Genomic DNA, 25,002 nt, shown 5'->3' with positions numbered 1-25,002 from the left:
GCGCCTTTGCCTTGGCCAACATTAACCATTCTTATTTTTTTAAATAACCATTTTATCAATCGGAATGATTAAAATATCCTGGGCACCGTTTTCTTTGAGTTCGTCAATGACTTCCCAGAATCGTTCTTCATCAATCACAGAATGTATACTGCTCCAGCCTTCTTCTGCCAATGGAATCACTGTGGGACTCTTTAATACCGGAAGGACACCTGCAACTTTCTGTATTTTTTCATTGGGAACATTCATCAGAATGTATTTTGAATTTTTTGCTTTTAAAACGGCTTTGATTCTGAAGACAAATTTTTCAAGGATAGCTTCTTTTTCAGCTGATAATTGAGGTGTTTGGGCCAAAACAGCTTCCGATTTCAGTAAAGTGACGGTTTCTCTTAATCCGTTCCTGAATAAAGTACTTCCGGAGCTGACAATATCACATATCCCATCTGCAAGACCGATATTAGGTGCTATTTCCACGGAACCTGAAATAACGTGAATGTCTGAAGAGATTCCTTTTTTTTCTAAAAAGTTTTTCAGGGTGTTAGGATAAGAAGTGGCAATTTTTTTGCCCTGAAAATAAGAGATTTCATCGGTTTCCACTTCTTTGGGGACAGCCAGTGAAACACGGCATTTTGAAAACCCAAGCTTCTGTATTGTCCTGATATTCTGACCTTTCTCAATCAGAAGATTTTCGCCCACAATGGCTACATCCACCACTCCGTCTTCCAGATATTGCGGAATGTCCGAATTCCGAAGGTACATGATTTCCATCGGAAAGTTATCTACTGAAACTTTGAGCTGGTCTTTGCCATTGTTCACAAAGATTCCACAGTCTTTGAGAAGCTGAAGAGATTCTTCATAAAGCCGGCCGCTTTTTTGGATTGCAATTTTTAATTTACTCATTTTGCCTTTTTTGGGTCCGAGCAAATAAAAACTGATCTGTTGAAATTTCTGAGGAGAATTCAGGAAACAAAAAAACCGTCTATTTACTCAGACGGTTTTAATTATTTTTGATTTTAGCACATACTTATATCAATCAATTCCGTCTAGCAGAGATGATGATGATAATGATGTAATGCTAAAAATGTTGGTTTCATTGTATTGAATTATGATGCAAATGTAGGATTATTTTTTAAAATACAAAGTTTTTTCAGATCAATTTTTGATAAAAACTCATCAGCTGCCTGGCAATGGGTTCATCATTAAACTTCTGAACAAACTCGAAACCCTTTTCCTCACGGCGTTTTCTCTCGGATTCATTTTCCCAGAGAAATTTAAGTTTGGCCCTGATATCAAGATCGTTGTCCGGATTTACATATACAGAGTCTTTTCCTCCCGCTTCCGGCAGACAGCTCGTATTGCTTGTCACTACAACAGTTTTTGAAAAAAGTGCCTCAATGACAGGGATCCCAAAGCCTTCAAAGAAGCTTGGATAAACAAAAATATCGGCAAGTTTATAGATTGCAGCCAGTTCATCCATGGAAACTCCTTCCAGAAACAGCACCTGCTTTTCCATTTTGTTCTTTTTCAGGAAACGTTCTATTTTCTGATAATATTTGGTCCTCCTCCCTACTACTACAAGATGAATTTCTGTACCGCTGATTGCTTTTACAACGTTCAGAAGGTTTTTGCGTTCTTCGATAGTTCCAACATTGAGCACAAATCTTTCAGGAAGCTTAAACTTCTCTTTTACAGCCTGTACCAGATCCGGAGACTGCTGTTCTTTAAAAGCGTGATGACATCCCTGGTAAATAACCTCAATCTTATTCTCAGGAACTTTCAGATACTGAATAATATCTCTTTTCGTCTGCTCTGAAATAGCAATGATTTTATCAGCCGCGTCAGCTGCCTTTTTAAATTTCCAGAAATGAATTTTCCTGTCAAAAAAAGAATAATACTGCGGATACCTTACAAAGATCAGATCATGAATGGTAACGACCTTTTTGATAGGCTTCTGATCCCACTTTAAAGGAAGTTCACCGGACAGTCCATGGAAAATATCAGCGTCTTGCTTCTGGGCGTCTTTTCCCATTTTAAGCTGACGGGAAAGGTTTCCTCTGGAGGTTTCAATAAAGTGAACATTAGAGCGCTCCAGAATCTCTTTTCCGCGTTCTGATTTGTTCTTGTTGAGTAACAGATATTCGTTTTCCGGCTCATACTCAGAAAGGATTCTTACAAGATCTCTCGAGTAGTTTCCCAGACCGGATGTATTGTGAAAAAACCGTTTGGCATCAAAGGCAATCTTCATCGCTGTATCTGTTTTTGAAATTCCTGAAAAGTACCGAATGTATGTCCTTTTTGTTTCAGCCAGCCTAGAAAGGAATCAAACCTTTCCACCATATCTTTTCCTGAATTCTTTACAGTAAACCCTGGAAGTTTAAAAGCTTCATCCTTGATCTCTGCAAATTCCCACGGATGGAAATAGATATTCAGATACCGATCTTTTTTCAAACTGTCTGATACCAGTTTTTTATAGAAAAATAAAGGGAAATTGTGAAAGCTTAACCAAAACAGAGGGATTCTGAAATTAGGAGAAACCGAGGCCGGAACCTGTGTGACACTTCCTTCGCTGAAATAGGTTCTGGATACTTTTAAATTATTATATCTTCCCGGTAAAAACGTAGGATTGATGGATGAGTTGTACGAATACCCAGCTTTTTCCACTTCTTTCTCATCTACAGGCATCATTCTCGGCATTCTTAATCCGGTCACCTTTGTAGAAAATAATTCTTCCAGTTTTTCTCTTGATTCTTTCAGGTGTTTGTTTTCAAATTCTGAATGAAACCAGGTATGGGAAGCCAGTTCATGACCTTCATTTAATAATCTTTCGATAAGGTGTTTGCTGTTTTCTGCAAAAACTACGGTAGAAAAAAAGGTAGCTTTGGCATTATGTTTTTTAAGGATATCAAGGATTCTCTCTAATCCTGTCTGTGAAATTGAAATCTGCTTTTCAAAGGGAATTTCACCCTTATATTCTAATGGCATATCAAATTCTTCGATGTCAAAACTCAATAAAACCATTCTAAAAATTTTTGTTTTTAATAATATAATTAGGTCTGTCTTTCACTTGTTTGAATATTTTACCTAAATAAATTCCCATAATTCCTAAGATGATGAGCTGAAGTCCTCCAAAGAAAACAATAGTCATGATCAAGGATGCCCAACCGGAGATTTCTGTTTTGGCAATAAATGAATGAATGACGTAAGCTCCGTATCCGATCACTGAAAGCGCTGAGAATAAAAAACCCAGGTAAGCAGCCAGATATAAAGGTTTTACACTGAAGGCAGTGATCCCTGTAAACGCAAAAGTGAACATCTTTTTAAGATTGTAGCTGCTTTGCCCCGACAACCTTTCATTGGCCATAAACTCAATCCCTGTTTGCTTGAATCCCATCCAGCTTGTAAGCCCTCTCAAAAATAAGTCATCTTCATTGAAATTCCTCATCACTTCTACCGCATTGGCATCCATCAATCTGAAATCGGAACCGCCACCTTTGGTAAGGTTCACATCAGATAAGCTAGACAGCAATTTATAGAAAAGATCTGAAGTTTTTCTTTTAAAATAGGAAATTTCTTTAGGATATGTTCTTACCGTAAAAACGATATCGTATCCTTCTTCCCATTTCTTAATCATTTCCGGGATAAGCTCCGGCGGGTGCTGAAGATCGCCATCCATAGAAATGACTGCATTTCCGTGGGCATTATCCATACCTGCTTTTACTGCCGGCTGATGTCCGAAGTTTCGCGAAAATTCGATGATCTTTACTTCGTCATACTGGCTGGAAAGCTCTTCTAACTTCTGTTGGGTATTGTCTCTGCTGCCATCATTCACAAATATGATTTCAAAGTCGTAATTGCTTAGTCCATCAAAAACTTCTTTGATTTTCTGATGGATCATCGCGACATTTCCTTCTTCGTTATAGGCGGGAATTACTATTGAAATTTTCTTCATATTTATTAATTCAGGCTGTAATTTTTTTCAAAATCTTTAGTCATAAGTTCATATGTCACTCTCAACCAGATTACAATACAAGGTACTGCTTTTAATGAATATTTAATGATATAATTTTCTTTTACAAATTTCGGAAACAGATCCGAAGTTGAAAAACACGTGAAAATAATGACAAAAACAAGCAATCCTATAATAAGCGGTGTTCTTTCTTTCTGAAGGAAAAACCATATCAGGACTCCCACAACGGCAATAATGTATGTTGGAGATTCTGAACTGGAACTGAACAGTACCAAAAACAGTAATGTTGAAGCTAAGATCATCAATTGGAAAGCATAATGCTTATATTGCTTAATTCTGATATAAGGCAAAGCAAAAAGCGGTAATCCGCCTGCTAAAAATACTAGATTGGAAATGGATGCATCTCCTAATATCCTTCTTACAAAGCCCATTAGTGAGATATCCTGCATGTTCCCCAATACCTGATTTTCATTATTTTTTTCTACAATAGACTGAAACCAGTCTGAGTAGCACTGAATCACAAACTGCGGACTTGAATACGCCATCGGAAGCACGAAAAACAATACTGCAATCGCAATTCCTGAAAGAATAAATTTAGTTTTATTTTTAATGAAGAAAAACTGCGTTAGTCCTACAATTCCGTAGATTTTCACAAATACCCCAATTAAAATTGCGGTTACAGACTTTACTTCTTTTCTTTCGTAAATATATACCGCAGATAAAAGCAAAAGGCCGGTCAATGCCACATTGAACTGCAGACTTAAAGCGGCAGTAATGTATTCCTGAAGGCAAAGCAGTCCGAAAATCGCTTTTTTACTGTCTGAAAATGGCAGTTTATAAATACCATAGATAAAGATAAAAGTATTGGCAACATTCCAGAGTGAAATTCCCAGCCAATCCGGCATCATGGCAAACGGAGCAATCAATGCACTGAAAAATACGCCGTAATGATTCAGATCGAAATACAGATCAGGATAATGGATAAACAAGTTTTTCTGATGAATGGTATTAAAGAATACATTTTTAAAAATCAGGTAATTATTGATCGCATAGTCTCCCCTCAGATATTTGGAAATTGCGGTAACAACCGATATAATAAGATAAACCCCAAATATATATTTAGGGTTTAATAGTATTTTAAGAAATTTTTCTTTCAAGATTGTGGTATTAGCTTAAAAAATTAATCTTAAACAGCTACATTATTCTCTCTCAATGCATCATTCAGAGATGTTTTCTTGTCTGTAGATTCTTTTCTCTGACCGATGATCAATGCACAAGGAACCTGGTATTCTCCCGCCGGATACTGTTTTGTATAGCTTCCAGGAATAACTACTGAACGTGCAGGAACCCTTCCTTTGATCTCAACAGGCGTATCTCCTGTAACGTCAATAATTTTTGTAGAAGCAGTCAATACTACATTAGCACCCAATACGGCTTCTTTTTCTACGTGAACTCCTTCTACAACGATACATCTTGAACCGATGAAGCAGTCATCTTCAATGATTACCGGAGCAGCCTGTAAAGGCTCCAATACACCTCCAATACCTACTCCGCCACTCAGGTGAACGTTTTTACCGATCTGCGCACAGCTTCCTACTGTTGCCCAAGTATCAACCATTGTTCCGGAATCTACATATGCACCAATGTTTACGTAAGACGGCATCATAATGACTCCCGGAGCAATGTAAGCTCCTTCTCTCGCTACTGCATGTGGAACTACTCTCACCCCTTTTTCAGCATAACCTCTCTTCAAAGGCATTTTATCATGAAATTCAAACGGCCCTACTTCAATAGTTTCCATCTTCTGGATCGGGAAATACATTACTACGGCTTTCTTCACCCATTCATTTACCTGCCAGCCATTTTCTGTAGGTTCAGCAGTACGAAGTTCACCTTTGTCAACTAAAGAAATAACCTCTCTTATTGCCTTTTGGCTGTCTTCATTTTGTAATAGATCTCTATTATCCCAAATATTTTCAATAGTTTGTTGTAATGACATGTTTCTTATTTAAATTAGTTTGAAAAATTATACCGGCCAAAGATACAAAAAAGTTCAGCAAAACGGTTTTTAACATGATGCATTTAATAAAGGTTCAGCATTCTTTTCACTTTCTTTTTATAGGCTATGTAAATTTGTCCATGCTCTTGTTGCAGGTACTCTTCTTCAAGGCGTATCTGGATTTGCATTAACATACTTCCGATCAATAGAAAAGAAAAAGCAATCACAGTAGGAAATACAAGAAAAAATCCGACAAGACTGACGGTCATCCCCAGAAATATAGGATTTCTTGACAACCTGAATAACCCGTCAGTAACAAGTTCTGTTTTTGTTGTACTGTCGATCCCGATCCGCCATGAGTCTTTCATTTGCAGCTGAGCGATGATCACCCAGATCAACGCAAGCCCCATAATAATAATCCCTGTATATTTTACTGCATCATCTTCCAGCACATCAATCTTAAAGGCTGGGAAAATATTTTCCAGAAAAAACAACAAAAGCATTGTATAGGTAAACAGGGCAAACAGAATCAGCTTAAAGTAAAAGCCTACGAGTCCGTATGCAGAATCGTCTTTTGGAAGAACATTAGGGTTTTTGCCAATCCGTTTTGCGACTTTATAACTTATTCCTACAAAGGAAACCATAAAGAAAATAATAAAGTAAAAGGGAATAAAGAATCTGATGAAATCTGTCATAATGATAATAGTTTTGGACAAATTTCATGCGTTTTGGGATGCAATGCTATTGCAATGACGAGAAGTTTTATTTTAAGCAACAGAATTCCCCTCCTCCGAAGGATGACAAAAATTAAAAGAATTTTTGACGGGGTGGTGTAAGAATATAGTTATACGTTTTGGCTAAAGCCAATTGAAATTTTGTTTTCGATTAAATGGGTCAAAGCCCATCCCTATTGAATTATTTTTCCGGAAATTCAATATCCTACATATTAAACAATACCTTAGAGAACTCTCTGCGCATGAAGATACGCCTTATTCCAGTATTTTTCATTCAGAGATGAAATGATCACCCCTTTTGAAGTAGAGGCATGAATAAATTTCACTTCTCCATCAGGACCAATATCATGAACAATCCCCACATGAGACACTCTACTGCCTCCTGCTGTTGCAAAAAACAGCAGATCACCGGGTTTTACGTCCTTGATATCAATATTCTTTCCGGCTTCAGCCTGATCAGAGGATCTTCTTGGAAGATTAAAGTTGTTTTCTTCAAATACTTTTACGGTAAATCCGGAACAGTCAAACCCTGACGGAGTATTGCCTCCGAATTTGTAGGGTGTTCCTATGTACTTTTCAGCATCTTTCAGAATATCATTGATTGATCTGGAAATATTGCCATTAAATTTTGAATCCAGCTTTCTGAGATTTTCAGCTTTCGCCACCGTCTTCGTATTCGATTTTTTGCTGGCGGAAGCACTTTTAGAGGATCCGCAGGAAACCACAAAAACAGAGGCTGCAAGTATAACAGCAATCTGCTTTATTTTTATTTTTTGTTGAAATAATTCCGTTCCCATACTCTTCTGATTTATAATTAATTAACAAAACACATTACAAATATACATTTTATATTTAAATTATACTATAACTATACTACAACTATATTATAAATATATGTTAAAATTTTTTTTTCATTTATTTATTGGTATATTTGATTCTATTTTAAAGATATGGCAACATATGAAAGTCTGATCAAGATCACAGGAGCTGTGGGCGACCTGGTATTTTATAATCTGAACGGGAAAAATGTGGTTCGGAAAAAAAGTGGCTTCAATAAAACCGCTTTTAAAAAGAGCCCATCGTATGAGAAAGTACGGCAAAACAGTTCGGAATTCGGACACTGTTCAAAAATCGGTAAGATTATCCGAAAGAAACTTGAAGTGTATATCAAGGAAGCAGGTGATCCTCTGCTCTATCAGAAGTTTGCAAAGGTGATGACCGCCATCAAAGATTTGGACGGGGTTTCTGAAAGAGGAAAAAGAACGGTTGAAAATGGTTTAAAGACTGAAGAAGGAAAGAGTCTTCTGAGAACATTTCAGCTGGGTTCGGTCAATAATATTTCTGATTGTATCAGCATTCAGAAACAGATACTATATAAGAATGATGATTGTACTTTGGATGGAGGAACTATATTAACCTTAAAATTAGATTCTGAAAATTACAGTATAGAAAGTCATGAAGAAATCATCATCTGGAACCAGCAACAGACAAAGTCTTTTAAAAAGTATTTCTCTGATGATGATTTTCTGATCTATTTTATGGTGTTCAGGAATGAAAATAATGAGATTACCCGTATGGGATTTGTTTAAATAAAAAAGTCTGCAGAATCTACTGCAGACTTTCTTTTTTATTTCTTTTCTCCTTTCCAGGTTCCTGATTTCGCAGGAGTAGGAAGTGAGTTGGTCCAGTTTCCATTTCCTTTTTTATCTCTGGATAATGTTCCCTTGAATTCTCCTTTCGAAGGAAGTCCTACTGTTGCATTCAGATCTCCTGTTTCACTTAAATTACCGGAAATATTATAGTTTTCATCATTAATATCGGAATGCATTGTTCCTACCACTTTACCACTCTCATCTACCACAAAGTTCCAAACTCCTTTGTCACTCCCTTCATAAGAACCGGACCATGTTCCTACATAGTCATAAATAGTATCATCATCAGAGCTGCAACCGATCAATAAAAATGCCATTAAAAAAAGTAAAAAAAGTTTCTTCATAGTTTCAGTAGTTTTATAACCTAAATCCTGTTATTCTCATGTTCTTTCCTATAAAATTCAGTCACAGAGAATATTGCTTAATATTTATTATTTTTTTGTTCCGTGCAAATCTACTAATTTTTTCATTCAAATTATCTGAATTTTAATTAGTCCCCAATATGTTTATTAAAAATCATCATATTTCGGCTAAAATACGAATATTTTTCAAACAAATAACAGCTCTGTACATTTTGAGTTATTCAAAAAAATATCATCAAAAACAGATAGTAATTCTTTCAATATTTGTTTATAGTTAGTTTTTACCAGATTTTAAGGTATTTTCATTCTCCTTTTAAAGTTATTTCTTACCTTAGTGAAAAAAATTAACCTTTTCAAAAAATAACATGAAAACAAAAACATTCTTTTTGGCAGCACTTGCTGTTTACAGCAGTTCGATAGCACAGGTGGGGATTAATACCTCCACTCCAACTCAAACGTTGGATGTCAATGGTCAGGTAAGGGTAAGAGGGCTTTCCAATGCTGAAAAAAAAATTGTTGCAGCTGATGCTGAAGGAGTTTTGGTCTTAATTTCGCCTGAAGAAATTTTTGCTCCTAAAGCACTGCTCAACACATCGATGTCTTCTGCTGAACAAAGACAGACTATTTACGAAGGAAAATGCTTTCAACCTACTGATAATGCATCTTCCTGCACAGTATCCTTAAATCATTATACCTCTTGCGCTGGATTTACGAATCCTGTGGATACCCAAATTGTGGTGGGGCAAGGCATCAATACCGGTAACGGACAGTTTCTAGGAACATGGACAGCAAAATATATTGACAATAAAGGATTTTCTAATACCGCTCCGGCTGCCAATCAGATAGCCCCTGATTATCCCAGAATTTCATATCCAAGCTCCAATACTGTAAACTATTTGGGAAGTGGCAGCTTTGGCGGCCAATGTAACACTGATCTGGTAACAACAATTAACCAGACTACAGGAGATATAAAAGTAGAGTCTGTAAAGCGAAGCATGTACGCCCACCTTGTGTACCTTATTAATATTGCCCGCTCCAGATCTTTATAATAGCGATATCTGATTTCAAAAGGCAGCCACAATAGTTACATTGTGGCTGTTTTTGTTAAATAAAAGCCCCCGGTCCGGAGGCTAAAAACTATTGGATGAATGAAAAACTTATTTCAAATCTAGTAAAACATTCCTCAGTCTTTTATGAGTACAGTCATAATCGCATATATTCATTAATTCACAAAGTTGTTTAAACTTTACCCAATCACAAAAGGTTTCATTTTAAAACACTTGAGTCACTTAAGTAAGTTTAAAATGATACTGCAGAAAAGTTCACTTAAGATGAAAATTAAAGATTTTTACAAAACTTAGATATACTTATTATCCATAAGGTTTGATTCTGAAAAACTTAAGTGGTTAAGATAATGAATATAAAAGTTTAAACAACCTCAATATCAATTGCTTTACTTTTTATTTTCTGAGAGTCCAGCCGTATATCCAGTCGAGCTGCCGGATTTGCTTATGGATAAAGAACCCGATAAAAAGATCACGAAACCATGCAGCTATTGGGTTTGTTTTTGTTTTGGTATTGCCAACTTTTCTTGCGCTTTTTATTATTTTTTCAACCCTGAACTGCCGCCTGGATTGAAAGGCCTGAAAAGCAGCCTCATATTCATTATTTAATTTTAACTGTTCAGCCATAACAGCTGTATCTTCCAGTGCCAGTGATGCTCCCTGCCCAATATGCGGAGAAATACCATGCGCAGCATCACCAATGAGGCAAACCCTCCCCTTGTACCAATATGAAAGGCTGGGCAGATCATAAATAGGGTAAGCAATAATTTCGTAGCTGTTCCTGATAATGCTGGAAAGCAAAAGATCATCATTCTTATGTATTTCTGCCAAATGGTTCTTAATTTCAGCCTTCACGGTCTTTTCCATTTCCTGAGGTTGCGGTTCCTGTTCTCTGAAATAATTATTAAACCACCACACTTCACCTTTGTCAGAAACTGAGTAGGCAAAAAAGCCCCTCTCTCCAAAGATCATCCTTATTGAATCAAGCGGTTCCGAAAGTTCAGCAACCTTAGCATATCCTCCGGTAGAAATAAGCTTTGTGTATCTGATAACAGATGTTTCCGGAAACATTTGTTTTCTGACCTCAGAAAACATCCCGTCACAACCTATTATGATATCACCGGTAGCGGAAGTTCCATCTGCAAAATATGCTGTCACGTTATCATCTGATTCATTATAACTGATAAATCTTTTACCATACTCTATTTTTATACCGGCTTCAGCTGCAGCGAACCGGGCATATTTGTTGAGGTTTGCCCTTTTTAACTGCAGGGTCTCTACTCCGTACTGCTGTTTTTGATAAGCAGTCCCCAGCTCTGCTATCTGTTTTCCTCTGGCATTAAAAAATTTCATTGAACCCGGAGTGTAATCTTCTTTAAGCTTTTCAAGATCTATAAACTCTTTCAATACATTTAATCCGTTAGGAGTAATGCCTAAAAAGACTCCCTCGTTTGTATTATTTTCAGATCTCGATTCAAATATTTCAGATTGAAAACCTATTTTTTTCAGCTGCAAAGCCAGGATTGGCCCGGCAACTCCCGCTCCAATTATGATTACTTTTTTATTCATTGCTTTCTTATTTACATCAAAGTATATCTAAATTTTTGTTGGGCAGACTATTCGTCTCCTGAATTTTTATATCTTTAATTCTGATAATATGATGCTGTAAAAATATCACACTAAGGAAAAAGGAACTTGCAAAAAAGGGAATTAAACTAGCAAATCAGGGAGTAATGGGATTTGAATTTAAAAATAACGAAACGGCATTTACTGTAGACTTTAATGAAAATGACCTTAATGACTTCGGTTTTAAAGAAGATGTCTTTAAAACAGCTATTCCCTTTGGACAGTTAACAACCAAGCAATGGCTTTTTGACGGTATCAGAATATTATATTCGGAGACAGATCTTCAAAGATGCACAGAATTTGACTGGAAAGGAGATATGGAACTGGTCACCATGCATTTTAATATACAGGGAAAAACTTCCATACAGCAACATGGAATGAACGGTTCTTTTGAGCTGAATAGGAATCAGCATAATTTATTTTATGGTACCAGTGCTGAGGGTAAAATGAAATGGGATGAGCCCCAAATGAAATCATTTATGATTCAGTTTTCAAAAGATGCTTTTCTTGCGATATCAAAAGATGGCAACGAATCTCTTAAACAGTTTGCTGACAAGATAGCTTCAGGAACACCCGTTGCTTTTTCAGCCTCAAATTTAAATATCGATTTACCTTTACATACGTGTATCAACTCAATTTTAAACTGTGAATTTTCAAGTGGATCAAAGCGGCTGTTTCTTTTTTCAAAAACCATTGAATTGCTTGTTTTGCAGGCAGAAGCATTTAATACGGTTGAAAATCAAAAACCGGAGTATCTAAAACATGATTACGACAAGGAGCGAATTGTCTTTGCCCGTGATTATCTGGTGAAAAATATAGGATCACCCCCAACCCTTCCGGAACTGGCAAAGATTGCAGGCATCAACGAATATAAGCTGAAACGTGGGTTTAAAGAGATTTTTAATCAGACCGCTTTCTCTTATCTCTCGGATTTGCGTTTAGAGATGGCAAAGAATGATTTGCTTGTTGGTAAAAAACAGGCTACAGAAATAGCCATGGAACTGGGTTACTGTTCCTTGCAGCATTTCAGCAGTGCATTCAAGAAAAAGTTTGGCGTTCCCCCGAATCAGGCAAGATATTAAATATGTTTTAAAACAGACCGAACAAAAAAGCTGTAAAGAATCAACTTTACAGCTCCATTTTCATAGTATGTTTTTAGAATCTTTTTATAGTCTTATCATTTTCAGACTACGCCTTAGTTTTGGAACTTTACAAAATCCAGATAAAAAGAAGGATTACCTCCATTAAAGGATGTTGGTACTACTCCATTTGTTTTTCCAGCCAAGACAGTATAAGTTCCTGGTACAGCAAAATATAACACCCTGTTCTGATCTCTTGGAAACATGAATGCAGCCGTGACTGACCCACAGTAACTTCTCCAGACATCACCAATGCCGTTGATATAGAAAAAGTAATCATTACAGTCAGAATTGATGGCAATCCCACATCGGAAAAAATACCAGCCCTTTGCCGGGATGGTTACCTGAATTCCTGTATTCAGTCCGCTACCCCCTGTTGTTGCCGTATAAGGATTTACCAATGTTCCGGTATAAGGTGTCCAGTTATTGGCAAAGGCTGTAGTAACAGTGGATGACCACGTTGCCAAGCCATTAGCATCACTGGTCAGCACATAACCCAGCTGCTGGGTACCGTCTTTGATCTGAAGAGCCCCATTGGTAGTTCCGTTATCAATAACAATCTTTGCACTGGCTGCTCCTGCCGGTACAGTATTGGTTCCTACCAGGACTTTTCCTGTGCCGTTGATACTTAAATTATTACCTGCCGTTGCAATATCTGTTGCCTGTGAAAGGGTTCCACCCAGTTTTACATCTGTACCGGATAAAGTAAGACCGTTACTTGCCGTGATATTGTTATTAATGATTGTTGTTCCGCCATTTCCATTACCTCCGGCAAGCTCGGTAACCGTCATAAATCCTATTCCCGGATTCAGCTGAGCAGTTCCGGCTCCTCCCAATCTTACTTTTACAGAGGTATCAACTGTAGGTCTGTAAATAGCATAGGCTTCCGGCTGGCCGCCAAGCGATGTTGCCGGATAATTGTTTATGGCATCCACAACTCCTGTTGTACTGGAAGGAAGAACAGAATTATTGGAAGCATCTACCCATTCATATACGAAAAATCCTCCTGCCAGCGAAAAATCTGTAGCATGCAGCTGACAACGGAGCACATAGGTTTTACCTGCTTTCAGATTGAAAACACCTGCGCTATAAGTAATATTATTGGAAGCAATGACAGATCCAAATGTCACATCTGATCCTGTAGATACTGTTTGAGCAGCGTTTGGTTTCACAATAATATAGTCTCCTGTAGATGTTGTTCCCGTTGAAAGAAGTTCCCATGTAGCATTTGTACCGGTAAGTCCGGTACTTACAAGCTCCACACTCTGATTGGCCGGTATTGAAATACTGGCACTGCCATTAATGGTTTCCGGAGTAGCGGCATTGACGGTGATCTTAAAGTTTGTGTTGTTTTTAATTCTGTAAATCCTCCCTTTGAAGTTTCCAACCCCACTGATGGAAGGCGGTAAACCGAATACGGCATCTGAACTTCCATTGTATGAAACGTGGAAATCTGATAGTGCTAAATTATAAGTGGCTGTAGTAACCGCTTTATAATTAGCTGCCAATGATCCGTTAATATCCATTGTAGAACCGGGATTCACTGTGTTGACCCCAACATTTCCTGCCTGGGCAAAGGCAACAGCCGGACTAAAAGCCAGCATCGCAAGAATTAATTTTGTAGAAGTTTTAAACATTTATCCTTATTTTATTTACATTAATAAACACTATTGTTTAACATAATGTAAAAGTATTAGAATAAATTCTACAGGAAACATCACCAAGCGTAGAAAAAAACTAAGCAATTTGTAGAAAATTTTCTACACTCAAAAATTAGCTTTTTAATCATAGAAAATTACGACATATAAGCTTCATACAGCTTAATGAGATCTGCCAGATTATTTGTTTTCAGCTTTTTATGGATTCTTTTTTTATACGTACTGATCGTAGACATCTGGATATCCATTTCATTTGAAATTTCAAGATTCCCATTTCCTTTTACCATTAGCATGAAAATCTCATATTCTCTTTCTGACAAGCTTTTTATAGCATCAAGATTGGAAGGCTGCAAAAGCTTATTAACAAAGCCATTAGGATAATAATTTCCTTCTGAAAACATCTTCATGACAGCTTCGGAAATGGTATCTACTTTACTGAGCTTGTTAATGTATCCATCTGCCCCTTCTTTGATATACTGTATGGCAATTTCTTCTTCATATGCTGAAAAAACAAGTATTTTCAAAGCAGAATCAAGTACTTTTATTTCTGAGATCATTTTTTTATTCCTGCTTTCCGGCATATTGATATCCAGAATCAGAAGGTCATATTTTTGCCTGGAAATTTTATCCAGCGCTTCGGGATAGTCGGCCGCCGTATCAATTAAAACATCAGGAATACGTGATTCTAAAATGATAGCAGTACCCGTTAATACAATGTCATGATCATCTGCTATCAGGATCTTTTTACTCATTTTTTCGATTTTTTTAAAATTAACTGGAAAGAAGTTCCTTTCGTTTCATTTTTCTTGATCACAATTTTACTTTCTATCATTTGCAACAACTGCAATATCAGGTGAAGCCCCATGCCGTATTTTTGCAATAACAGTTTCTCATTTTCAATATTTTCCTGAAGCTTCGTATAATATTCGATCTTCTGGTCATCCATACCAATTCCCGTATCTGCTATTTCCAGCATCACCACTCCATTCTCATCTGTCCCACTGATCGTGATCGTTCCGTTTCTGGTATATTTTACAGCATTATCCATCAGATTATGAATAATAACAGCAAGAATATTTTTCCCAATCCGAATCATGAGTTTTTCATCTGTTTTGTTGACAATTGCTGTATTATGATTCGCTGCAATCTCATCAAAAAGAATTTTCTTTTCTTCCACCAGCTCATACAATGAGTACAGCTCTGTTTCATCAGTCCGGTATTCGTTGTATATATCAGCATATTCTTTCAGTGTTTTGGTAAAATTATACAGCTGGTTGGATGATTTGTAAATAGAATTCAGAATTCTTTCTGTACGGCACCTATTCGTTTCATCGTAATCCAGTGCTTCTTTACTGGTTAAAGCAATAAACTTCAATGGTGTGGTAATGTCATGGGTAATGGTACCGATAAGTTTTTTCTGCTGTTCAATTTCTTTTCCCAGTTTTATTTGTGTCATCTCCAGGTCTTCTACTGTTTGCGACAAGGCCTTGGTTCTTAATCGGATAACCGCTTCCAGCTCACGGTTTTTCTTTTTATGAAAGCTGATCCGCCATTTTACAGACAAATAAAGTAAAATAAGCAAAACAAGACCTGTAATTAATTTAAACCAAAGAGTTTGATAAAAGAAAGGCGGAATGATGATCCTAATCTTTTTAAAAACATATTCCTGCTGATCGGAAGCAAGCATTCTTACGGTAAGAAAATGAGTGCCATAACCGAGATTACTGAGTAAAAATTTTCTGTCTTTTCCTATTGGCAGCCATTTCCCGGCTCCTTCATCATCCAGCTTTGTTTCAATGACAATATTATCAGGGTTGGCATAATAAGGAACATCAATAAAGATCTCAACCCTTCTGTTTTCCTGGCTGAGCATTAAGGTATTTTCAAATATTTTTTCCTTATCATTTACCATGGCTCTTTCGATATACATGTCTGCGGGATAATAACTTTTAATTTTTAAGGGATTAAAAAATACAAGCCCATTTAAGGATGGAAAAACAAAATCTCCGTTTTTAAGTTTATTCCCATTTATATTGCTCCCGCCATTAAATTCATTGGTATTGAAGCCCGCTTCTTTTGAATATCTGTAATAGATCAGTTTAAAAATCTTCTTCTGTACGTATTTCAAAAGCATACTTTCCTTAATTTTGTATAAACCGTTATTGGTGGGAATCCAGAAGTATCCGTTATGATCTTCCAGCAAAGTATGGGGTGACAAAAGATTACCTTCAGAATCTCCGGGCAGCTTTATAAGACGGTTATTTTCTAAAAGATAAAAATCTTTCCCAAGTGTGGTTATCCATATCTTTCCATCAGCAGTAGGCACAATATCCCTGACCGACAATTCATTTTTTCCGGTAATATTATATATTTTATTAAGCCTCGTGGATATTCTGAATAATTCTTTTATGGTACCCACTAAGATATCTCCATTGTCTGTTAAAGCAATTTTGGTGGGCTCGTTTGCAAAGAAATATTGTTTCTTTAAAGACTTATAAGGCCAGTCTTCATAAATGCTCAGTGTGCCTGTGAACTCCGTCTTTCCTTTTTTCTGTTTCACAGCCAGCACATAGTATTTCCCATGGGCAAAGAAAAAATCTTTCACGGTATCTTCTCCTGTAGAAATGCTCTGAAAATCTGTGAAGTCTGACCGTTTATTATAGATGAACAGGGTTTGTTCCCTTCTGGCGGCAATATTTCTGTATTGATCAAAATTTAAAAAATACGATATATTTTTTCCAAAGTTTTTACTTTTTACCAATCCGTTTCGGCTATAGATTTCACCTGCAGGGGTGATGACACATGAATCATTATAAGGCTGAATGGCATAGAACACCGAAGGTGATTCCGGGGTTTTGTTTTTTGATACAACAAAATCGGTCAGACTTACAATCTTCAGTCCTTCTGTACTGCTTCCCAGATAGAGTTTTTTATATTTTTCATCATAATAAATACTCATCAGATTGCTTTCACTTATACCCCCCAGATGAATCAGCTTAGCTATATGAAGTATTCCGTTGATATAGATACATCTGTAAAGAGTGTCATCATTCAGGACAAATCCCTGTCCATTTGTTCTGTTCCAGAATATCTTGCTTCTGACATCCGTTACAATGGGCAGATCATACGAAGCAGTAATCTTTCCCTCTTCAATTTTTTTTACTTTTCTGGCATCTCGGTCAATATAAAACAGAAAGCCATCTACAACGAAAGCATTGGCGTCATTTTTGTAAATTGGTTTTACATCAAGCTTAATTTGTAATTTCGAACGAAAGTCTTCATAAACAAAGGAATGTTGTGTTATTAAATATCTTCCTTTTTGGAAGTCCATAAAGAAACTGACTCCCGGAGACGGACTATAGCTGTAGTTTGAAACACACAGATGATAATTGCTATTATTCCTAACAATAACTGTTGGCCACCTTTTTATATTGTTGATGACTTTAGGAGCTTTCCGATGTATTAATACTGTTTTACCATAATCTACTGCTGTAAGAATACTGTCTTTTCCGGGATCGCCATAAAAATAGGTAAACCGTTGGCTATTCAAAGGAAAATTTTTGTGCACCAGAAAATTGAGTCCGTCATATCTTACAACTCCGTTTTCAGTCGTCAGCCAGATAAAGCCGTATTTATCTTTTATTATATCTTTTACACTATTCTGAGGAAGTCCATTATCCGTATTGAAAAGCTGAACAGTATACTGCTGAGAATACATCGAAAGAAAAGCAAACAGAAAACCAACTGCAAGAATATTTCTAAACAAACCAATCATTTTTTACCAATAGTGTAAAGATAATTTATTTAGATAAATTATTTGTTAAACATACATTTATTCTTATAAAAACGGGTATTTATTAATATTTCAGGAATAAAAATTTCTCCGGTTTTATAAAACAAATCTTTTCCATAGAAAAGCTTATCTGGATATATTTTCATCAAATATCATGTTAGCATTTTTTTAATGAGTATTTTTGATAACAATCTCATTAATTCTTATTATGGTTGCAAAGAAAATAATTACAGTTATTGTATTACTCCAGTCAGTAACATTCTATTTTTCTCAAAATACAGTAAACAGGCAGCAGGCTAAGGATGATATTGACTATTATAGTAAGATTGTTTCAGATTCTCATTATAACCCTTTTCTGTTTATATCGCAGAAGCAATATATTACAGAGGTTGACAAAATTAAAAATCAACTGCCAGAACAATTGTCATTAAAGGAAATGACTCTGGTCATGTATAAAGTAAGTGCCCTTTTACAGGATGCCCATTCCAATCCGGGAATTTCACAGTCTTTCATGAAAGAGGATTTTTCTAAACCTATTTTCTTCCCACTGATACTGATTTCAGACCATGATAAGCTTTACTCAACGGTAAATACGGGGGCAATACCTCCAGGTGCAGAAATCATCAGTATTAACGGAAAAGATATTATTCCTTTGTTTAAGAAAATGAAAAAAAGTATTGGAGGAACCAGTCAGTTCAGAGATATTATATCACTCAAACTGTTCAGTTATTTTCTGTATCTTGAAGATATCACACCTCCATTTTCTATAAGATATAAATCATCTGACCGCAAAAAGATGGATATGACGATCAAAGAAGGCATAAAGCTCAGAGATTTTCTGACTTTATCTATGCCCGGAATCAGTAAACCTTATGAGTTTAAAATGATCAATCATCAGCTGGCCTACCTGGATTTCAGAAGTATGTCCGGAAGTACAGATGATTTTGATACATTTCTCAGCCAGACATTTGCAACAATCAGAAAAGAAAACATCAAAGAGCTGGCCATTGACCTCAGGAATAACAGTGGCGGAAATTCACTTCTCGGAGACCTGCTGCTGAGCTATATTACAGACAGAAAGTATTCTTTACAAGGCCGAAAATACTGGAAAATAAGCCAGATTTATAAAGATAAACTTCTCTCAGATAAAAATACCGAAGGTGAGTACCTCAAAATGAAAAACGGAACGGTGTGGGAAATCGGAGACTGCAAACCTGATGACAATAAATTTAAAAATGATACGATTTTTAAAGGAAAAGTATATCTGCTGACTGGTCCATTTACTTTTTCGAGTGCGAACCTTGTGGCAGACGGAATGAAACAGTATAAACTGGCCGAACTTATAGGTGAGCCAACAGGAGAATATACCAATGATTTTGGCGAAGCTTTTATGTTTAATCTTCCTAACAGCAAAATTCAGATGCGCAGTACTTCTTCTATGAGCATCGGTGCTGACTGTAATGCCGGCAGCTATACTCCTGTTGTTCCTGATGTTCTTATCACTCCTTCCCTAAAGGATAAAATCAATGGAATTGATCCGGCATTGGAATACATACTCAATAAGTCCGGAGGTAAATAAAACTAATTGATAATCTCTCCTTTGCTGTCTTCCAGTTTTTCACGGAATCTCTGAAGGTCTTCAGGATTGGGTTTTGTCCATTCTTTAACCTCTCCGATAATTTTCAAAGGCATTTCAGAGCGGTAAGAGCGGGTAGGATTTCCTGGAAACTTCTTATCTGTGACATTCGGATCGTTTTCAAAACTTCCTGTTGGTTCGACCATATACACCCGTTCTGCCCCCTCTCCTTTCGCCAATGCGGCAGCAAGGCCAGCTCCGTTTGCCAATGCTGTAAAGTAGATATGATTCATTTTCAGATCAGACTGATAATTGGAATTTCCGCCTGCTGTCAAAAGTTCTCCAGTCTGCAGATCTGCTTTTGTACCATGATAGAAAGGACCTTTATCAGACGGATGATTTTTAAGAAACAACGACAGGTCAGCATTCTTTTTTGATTTTTCCGGATCTCCCAGGTCTTCATAGCATTTGGAAATATTCATATAAAGAGCAGGCAGTGCACTTTTAACCGTGTCATCATTTATTTTTAGAGCAAATTCCAGTGCTGTTTCAAGCCATTGTAACTGATCAGCAACTGTTTTCTGATGACGCGCCACATAATGGGCTGCCAGAAATTTCTCATGATCATCCGTTGCGCTTTCCCAGGCCTGTAAAAACAGACTACCCGCTTCTTCAGGCATTTCTTTTTCTTCAAAACTCATTCCCTGCAGGCAAAGCTTGATGACAGGATTAAAAGGTGAAAATTCCATATTCTATTTTTTTTGTTCAAACTGACAAATTTACATGAATATGCTGCAACTGGCATTATTTTATTGAAATTCTTTAGTTTAAAATAAAACTCTCCCCTGATTTATTATTACACTTAATATCAGTTCCTGTCATAAAAAACCAATTTCCAGTGTCTTAGTTATAAGGGTTTCTTAACCATGTAATTGATTTTTATCTGTGATATTTTTAGCCATAATCAAAGCCTATCAATCAATACTTACTTTTCAAATATTTTTGTTCGTCACTAAATACAGATTTCGCTTTCTAATTATATAAATATCATCATGTATGTCATTTGCATTTGTGTGTTGATAAATATTTTATTTGAAATTCATTTTTCTAGAATTAAAAAGCATTGTAAATGTTGGTTTTTATTGACGGTAAGCACAGCTTACTTTACAAAATTCTATCAATGGCTCAAATATTTTTTTTAATTTTAACAATTCAGTCAATTATCTGGATAGGTAAAACAATTGAAACAGTACATCATTAAACGGTAAGCAAATATTAAGAAAAAATTCCTAACGATCTTAATCGTTTAGCTAAATGCTTGAGTAATTATATATTCACTAGTATGAAAAACCATAAGTTAACAGCATTTTTAATTATTATAACAATACTATTTTCCTGCAAAACTGAAAAGAAATCGGACATTCATTCGGTCTTCAATAATTCAGGTTTTGATAGCAGCAATATTGATTCTACTAAAAATCCCTGTACTGATTTTGACGGCTTTGCCAATGGTAGCTGGAAGAAGAAAAATCCGCTCCCTGCTACAGAAAGCAGATGGGGTGCTTTCGAAATTCTTGATCGGGACAACAAAATAAAACTGAAAAATATTGTAGACAGCATAAGTAAATTACCTGATCTCAAATCAGGTTCAGAATCTCAGCAGATAGCTGATTTTTACAGATCATACATGGACACTGCTACCATAGAAAAGTTAGGGATTTCTCCGCTTGACAGGTATTTTGAGCGAATTGACCATATTAAAGATTACACCGATTGGGTAAACATCTCCGGGGAACTTGAAAAGCTTGGCGTACCTACTTTCATCAGTTATAAGGTAGAAGCCGATGCTCATAACAATCAGATGAATATTCTTTCGTTAGGGCAAGGCGGACTCACTTTGGGTGATAAAAGCTATTATACCCTAAAAGAAACTAAAAATGTTGATTTAAAAGACAGAATGATCCGACACATTGATATTATGTATAAAATTGCAGGTCTAAAAGAAGTCTCCCCCGGTTCCAAAATTTACGAATTGGAGCAAAACGTGGCCCGTCTGCAGCTCTCCAGTCTGATGTTGCGTGATCAGATAAAAACCTATAATAAGATGTCTGTCCCAGAGCTCAGCCGCATAGCACCAAAATTTAATTGGAACGGGTTTTTAAAAGCGCAGGGGATTAATACCCAGACTGTTATTATTGAAGACCTGGCTTATATGAGCAATTTAACAGCTCTTCTGTATAAGACGCCGTTAACTGTATTGAAATTATATACCCGGTGGCAGCTTTTATCTCATTTTGCACCTTACCTGCCACAGCAATACAGCAATCGTCATTTTGCTTTTTTCGGAACAGTAATGGCTGGAAAAAAAGAACAGAAAAGTCGCGCAGACACGGCAATTAAAGAGTTAGAACAGGCACTGGGCATGCCTTTGGGTAAGCTTTTTGTTCAAAGATATTTCCCTGAACAGGATAAACAAAAGATAGGTGAAATGATTGAAAATGTGCGCCAGGTTTATCATCAGCGCATAGACAGCTTAAGATGGATGAGTAACAGTACCAAAGCTTCCGCACATAAAAAATTAAGCACAATGACTTTCAAGATCGGATACCCGGACAAATGGCCCGACTATTTCGGGATCTCCATACAGCCATCACGTTTGGTAGACAATGTAATTGCTGTAGCAGTTTTTCATCATAACGAAAACATCAGGAAAATTGATAAGCCCGTAGATAAAGGCGAATGGCATGCAACACCGCAGACCGTTGATGCCTTTTACGATCAATATACTAACAGTGCTTGCTTCCCTGCTGGTATCCTGCAGCCACCTTTTTACAATCATAAAGCGGACGATGCTATAAATTATGGTGCCATAATCGCAGCAATAGGACATGAAATAACCCATGCTTTTGATGACAGAGGTTCGAAATTCGATGCGTCAGGTAATTTAAATAACTGGTGGACATCAATAGACAGACATAATTTTGAAAACCTCACCAAACAATACATTAATTATTTTAACCAAATGGAGGGTCAGCCGGGTTTACATATTAACGGACAGCTCACGATAAGCGAAAATATAGCAGATCTCGGTGGACTTACCCTTGCCTATCATGCACTTGAAAAAAGTTATGATAAAAAAAAGATTCCTTCCCCCATTAACGGTTTTACCTGGCAACAACGCTTCTTTTTAGGATGGGCTCAAATGTGGCATGGCAACATCAGTTCTGAAGCTTTACGTAATGAACTGCTAACCAATCCCCATGTGCCTTTCAGATTTAGAATAAACGGTCCACTGGCACAAATGAAGGAATTTAAACAAGCGTGGAATTGTGATAAAAAAGATTCAGCTAATTTGAATCGCAAAGGGATAGAAATCTGGTAACCAATTTATTCCGACTGAATGATCACAAACCGAACGAACTTAAATTCATTTTTAATATCTGTTTGTATATGCTGCCGCATCCCGAAGAAGCTCTATATCAAAATACACATCAACAACTCCGAAAATTTCAGTTTCGGATACTAATTGATGCGTAATCACGTCCATCTGGCTGTGGCTCTATAAGAAGCAGATAGGAGACAGAAAAACGGGCAGTTACATCATTTTATTCTATCACAAAAAATTTGATTGTGACAGAATATTTACTGATTATACAGCCTGAGAATCTCTACCAATTCAGGTATGGATCGTATTTTAAGCTTCTCAAACAACCTGTTTTTGTAAGTGCTGATCGTTGATGAATGGAGATTCAGCAGGTTAGAAATTTCTTTAAGGGGAAGACCTTCTGCAAGCTTATCAGCAATTTGTAATTCACGGTCTGATAATGCTTCAAGGGGAGAATTTTTTGTTGCGCCAGTTAATGATTCTAAAAAAATAGCTTCCTTTATATTATCACTGACATATCGCCCCTTATTGAGCATCGACGTTAAAGCAGTCTCAATGGCTTCAGTGGAGCTTAGCTTGCTCAGATAGCCACCAGCACCCATTTTTAGATAACGCATCCCATATAACTCTTCATCCTGTGAAGAAAATATTAAAATTTTTAATTCAGGCTGGTGAATTTTAATATAATCTATTGCTTCCTGAACAGTACCATTAGGCATATTAACATCCATAATGGCCAGATCCGGTTTTTCATTCAGAATTAATTTGTACAGCGATTTATAATCCTCTACTTCTGAAATGATGGCATCGGGTATTAATCGTTTGATTGTTTGTATTAAACCCATCCGGACGATACCATGATCATCTGCTACTACAATACGAATGTCTGCTTTTAAACCCATTATTCTAAAAATTTATGTAAAAAAAGGGAAACCGTAGTACCTTTATCTTCATCGGAAATGATTTGGATATTTCCATGCAGCAAGGATATAAAATTTTTTACAATTTTCAAACTTAATCCTACTCCTTTCTCGCCTGCAGTTCCCAGAAATACAGGGTTACCATCCGTGTAGATCATAGGTAAGTACTTTTCATTTATTCCTGTTCCGGAATCAATTACAGAAAGCACAACCTGGTCACCCTCCGTAATTACCTGTAAACAAACCTCCTGCCCCGGAAAAGAATATTTTACCGCATTGTTAAAAATCTTGTCCAAAACATATTCAAGCAACAGTCGGTCACTTGTAAGAAAGGCATTGTGGTCTCCTTTAAAATAAAATTGAATGTTTTTTTCTTTTAATTTAACAGCGTATTTTTCTTCTAAATAATGAAAAAGATCCATTACCATAATGGTAACGGGTTTAATCTTAAATTCCCCGTATTGCGTTTTCAGCCATGCAACGCTGTCCTGGATAGTTTGTAGATTCTTGTGGGCATCTTTTTTTATCTGCGGCAACAGCTTAAAAAAATCTTCCTCACTTATGGTTTTCTGCTCTAGTTCTTCTATAAGCCACAGAAAAGTTCCAAACAGTTCTTTTGAGTCATGAGACAATATCGAAATCAGTCCGTTCTTGAAATTGATCTCATTTTCCAGTCTTTCAATTTTTAATTGTAGTTCGTTGATAAAATCATTCATAAAATCCGTTTCAAAGGTTTTAGAAGCTGTTTGAATTTATTTTTTTGAAAAAAGGCAGAAAGGGTTATATTGTTTAAATGTGAATAAAAACATATCGTTCAGACCTTTCTTCCGGGAACTGCCAAGTTATAAAAAATATCATATTAGTAAAAAGAAAAATCAAATAGAATTTACCTGAAATAACAATTCTCCTACTTTTTTCAACTGAAAATGACTTTGTACGGCATAATATTCCGAGAGGCTTTCACCCTGAAAACCCGTTACTTGCCTTACGGAAAATGGATAAAAGGTGAAACTTGGGACAATATCAACAGAGTATTGATCATAAAAATCAGAATGATGTAGAATAAAAAATAACAAGCTAAAACAGCAATACCTGATAGATAAACTAGCCAAAACACCTCTACAGGTACT

The 25,002-nt window shown here is 36.4% G+C and carries 21 protein-coding genes; 5 read left to right on the top strand and 16 right to left on the bottom strand.

The features are described from left to right. Positions 1-39 precede the first annotated feature (39 nt). From hisG to AC3FI7_RS03380, 8 genes are all read right to left on the bottom strand, one after another. Positions 40-897 carry an ATP phosphoribosyltransferase gene (gene hisG / locus AC3FI7_RS03415; RefSeq protein ID WP_142722661.1) on the bottom strand — a complete coding sequence of 286 codons (858 nt, stop codon included), beginning with the start codon at positions 895-897 and terminating at the stop codon, positions 40-42. A 247-nt stretch (positions 898-1,144) separates the two neighbouring features. Further along, complete coding sequence (locus AC3FI7_RS03410; RefSeq protein ID WP_343658364.1) at positions 1,145-2,242, bottom strand: glycosyltransferase family 4 protein; 1,098 nt, start codon at positions 2,240-2,242, stop codon at positions 1,145-1,147. After that, positions 2,239-3,015, bottom strand: coding sequence for a polysaccharide deacetylase family protein (locus AC3FI7_RS03405; RefSeq protein ID WP_491461404.1), 777 nt, complete (start codon positions 3,013-3,015; stop codon positions 2,239-2,241). The genes AC3FI7_RS03410 and AC3FI7_RS03405 overlap by 4 nt, the downstream gene beginning before the upstream one ends. Before the next feature lies 1 nt (position 3,016). Next, positions 3,017-3,946 carry a glycosyltransferase family 2 protein gene (locus AC3FI7_RS03400; RefSeq protein WP_343658362.1) on the bottom strand — a complete coding sequence of 310 codons (930 nt, stop codon included), beginning with the start codon at positions 3,944-3,946 and terminating at the stop codon, positions 3,017-3,019. 5 nt (positions 3,947-3,951) lie between these two features. Then, on the bottom strand, positions 3,952-5,121 hold the full coding sequence (locus tag AC3FI7_RS03395) for a glycosyltransferase family 87 protein (RefSeq protein WP_142722657.1): 1,170 nt from the start codon (positions 5,119-5,121) through the stop codon (positions 3,952-3,954). Positions 5,122-5,150: 29 nt separating this feature from the next. Then, positions 5,151-5,963 (bottom strand): 2,3,4,5-tetrahydropyridine-2,6-dicarboxylate N-succinyltransferase, encoded by an 813-nt coding sequence (locus AC3FI7_RS03390; protein WP_142722656.1) that lies wholly within the window; start codon positions 5,961-5,963, stop codon positions 5,151-5,153. 83 nt (positions 5,964-6,046) lie between these two features. Then, a complete protein-coding gene (locus AC3FI7_RS03385; RefSeq protein ID WP_491461403.1) occupies positions 6,047-6,658 on the bottom strand; it encodes a methyltransferase family protein in 612 nt (203 codons plus the stop codon). A 263-nt stretch (positions 6,659-6,921) separates the two neighbouring features. Next, entirely contained in the window at positions 6,922-7,494 is a 573-nt protein-coding gene (locus tag AC3FI7_RS03380) for a C40 family peptidase (RefSeq protein WP_142722654.1), read from the bottom strand. A gap of 153 nt (positions 7,495-7,647) precedes the next feature. Here AC3FI7_RS03380 and AC3FI7_RS03375 point away from each other — a divergent pair, with 153 nt between their 5' ends. Next, positions 7,648-8,286 (top strand): hypothetical protein, encoded by a 639-nt coding sequence (locus AC3FI7_RS03375; RefSeq protein ID WP_142722653.1) that lies wholly within the window; start codon positions 7,648-7,650, stop codon positions 8,284-8,286. A 38-nt stretch (positions 8,287-8,324) separates the two neighbouring features. Here AC3FI7_RS03375 and AC3FI7_RS03370 read toward each other — a convergent pair whose 3' ends face one another. Beyond that, complete coding sequence (locus tag AC3FI7_RS03370) at positions 8,325-8,693, bottom strand: hypothetical protein (RefSeq protein WP_142722652.1); 369 nt, start codon at positions 8,691-8,693, stop codon at positions 8,325-8,327. 383 nt (positions 8,694-9,076) lie between these two features. Here AC3FI7_RS03370 and AC3FI7_RS03365 point away from each other — a divergent pair, with 383 nt between their 5' ends. After that, a complete protein-coding gene (locus AC3FI7_RS03365) occupies positions 9,077-9,760 on the top strand; it encodes a hypothetical protein (RefSeq protein ID WP_142722651.1) in 684 nt (227 codons plus the stop codon). A gap of 411 nt (positions 9,761-10,171) precedes the next feature. Here the strand turns inward: AC3FI7_RS03365 and AC3FI7_RS03360 are convergent, their stop codons facing one another. Beyond that, positions 10,172-11,344 (bottom strand): FAD-dependent oxidoreductase, encoded by a 1,173-nt coding sequence (locus AC3FI7_RS03360; protein WP_491461402.1) that lies wholly within the window; start codon positions 11,342-11,344, stop codon positions 10,172-10,174. 164 nt (positions 11,345-11,508) lie between these two features. On the opposite strand from AC3FI7_RS03360, the gene AC3FI7_RS03355 reads away from it, so the two are divergent. Next, positions 11,509-12,483, top strand: a complete 975-nt coding sequence (locus AC3FI7_RS03355; protein ID WP_491461401.1) for a helix-turn-helix transcriptional regulator — start codon at positions 11,509-11,511, stop codon at positions 12,481-12,483. A gap of 113 nt (positions 12,484-12,596) precedes the next feature. Here AC3FI7_RS03355 and AC3FI7_RS03350 read toward each other — a convergent pair whose 3' ends face one another. The 3 genes from AC3FI7_RS03350 to AC3FI7_RS03340 form a co-directional block, all read right to left on the bottom strand. Further along, positions 12,597-14,177: a hypothetical protein gene (locus AC3FI7_RS03350; protein ID WP_142722648.1), complete on the bottom strand. Its 1,581-nt coding sequence runs from the start codon at positions 14,175-14,177 to the stop codon at positions 12,597-12,599. Between the two features lie 158 nt (positions 14,178-14,335). Beyond that, positions 14,336-14,950: a response regulator transcription factor gene (locus tag AC3FI7_RS03345; RefSeq protein ID WP_142722647.1), complete on the bottom strand. Its 615-nt coding sequence runs from the start codon at positions 14,948-14,950 to the stop codon at positions 14,336-14,338. Beyond that, positions 14,947-17,973: a ligand-binding sensor domain-containing protein gene (locus AC3FI7_RS03340; RefSeq protein WP_491461400.1), complete on the bottom strand. Its 3,027-nt coding sequence runs from the start codon at positions 17,971-17,973 to the stop codon at positions 14,947-14,949. The genes AC3FI7_RS03345 and AC3FI7_RS03340 overlap by 4 nt, the downstream gene beginning before the upstream one ends. Positions 17,974-18,199: 226 nt before the next feature. On the opposite strand from AC3FI7_RS03340, the gene AC3FI7_RS03335 reads away from it, so the two are divergent. Further along, positions 18,200-19,570, top strand: coding sequence for a S41 family peptidase (locus tag AC3FI7_RS03335; protein ID WP_343658355.1), 1,371 nt, complete (start codon positions 18,200-18,202; stop codon positions 19,568-19,570). A gap of 2 nt (positions 19,571-19,572) precedes the next feature. Here the strand turns inward: AC3FI7_RS03335 and arr are convergent, their stop codons facing one another. Then, positions 19,573-19,986 carry an NAD(+)--rifampin ADP-ribosyltransferase gene (arr, locus tag AC3FI7_RS03330; RefSeq protein WP_373995755.1) on the bottom strand — a complete coding sequence of 138 codons (414 nt, stop codon included), beginning with the start codon at positions 19,984-19,986 and terminating at the stop codon, positions 19,573-19,575. Between the two features lie 923 nt (positions 19,987-20,909). Here arr and AC3FI7_RS03325 point away from each other — a divergent pair. Continuing rightward, positions 20,910-22,949 (top strand): M13 family metallopeptidase, encoded by a 2,040-nt coding sequence (locus AC3FI7_RS03325; protein ID WP_491461399.1) that lies wholly within the window; start codon positions 20,910-20,912, stop codon positions 22,947-22,949. Between the two features lie 260 nt (positions 22,950-23,209). Here AC3FI7_RS03325 and AC3FI7_RS03320 read toward each other — a convergent pair whose 3' ends face one another. After that, positions 23,210-23,854: a response regulator gene (locus tag AC3FI7_RS03320; RefSeq protein WP_291897828.1), complete on the bottom strand. Its 645-nt coding sequence runs from the start codon at positions 23,852-23,854 to the stop codon at positions 23,210-23,212. Then, positions 23,854-24,588 carry a sensor histidine kinase gene (locus tag AC3FI7_RS03315; protein WP_491461398.1) on the bottom strand — a complete coding sequence of 245 codons (735 nt, stop codon included), beginning with the start codon at positions 24,586-24,588 and terminating at the stop codon, positions 23,854-23,856. The genes AC3FI7_RS03320 and AC3FI7_RS03315 overlap by 1 nt, the downstream gene beginning before the upstream one ends. Between the last annotated feature and the right edge of the window lie 414 nt (positions 24,589-25,002).

The sequence above is a fragment of the Chryseobacterium sp. TQ-BC-N36 genome, assembly GCF_058382295.1.
The sequence above is the reverse complement of the archived record's forward strand: the minus strand, read 5'-3'. Positions and strand labels throughout refer to the sequence as shown.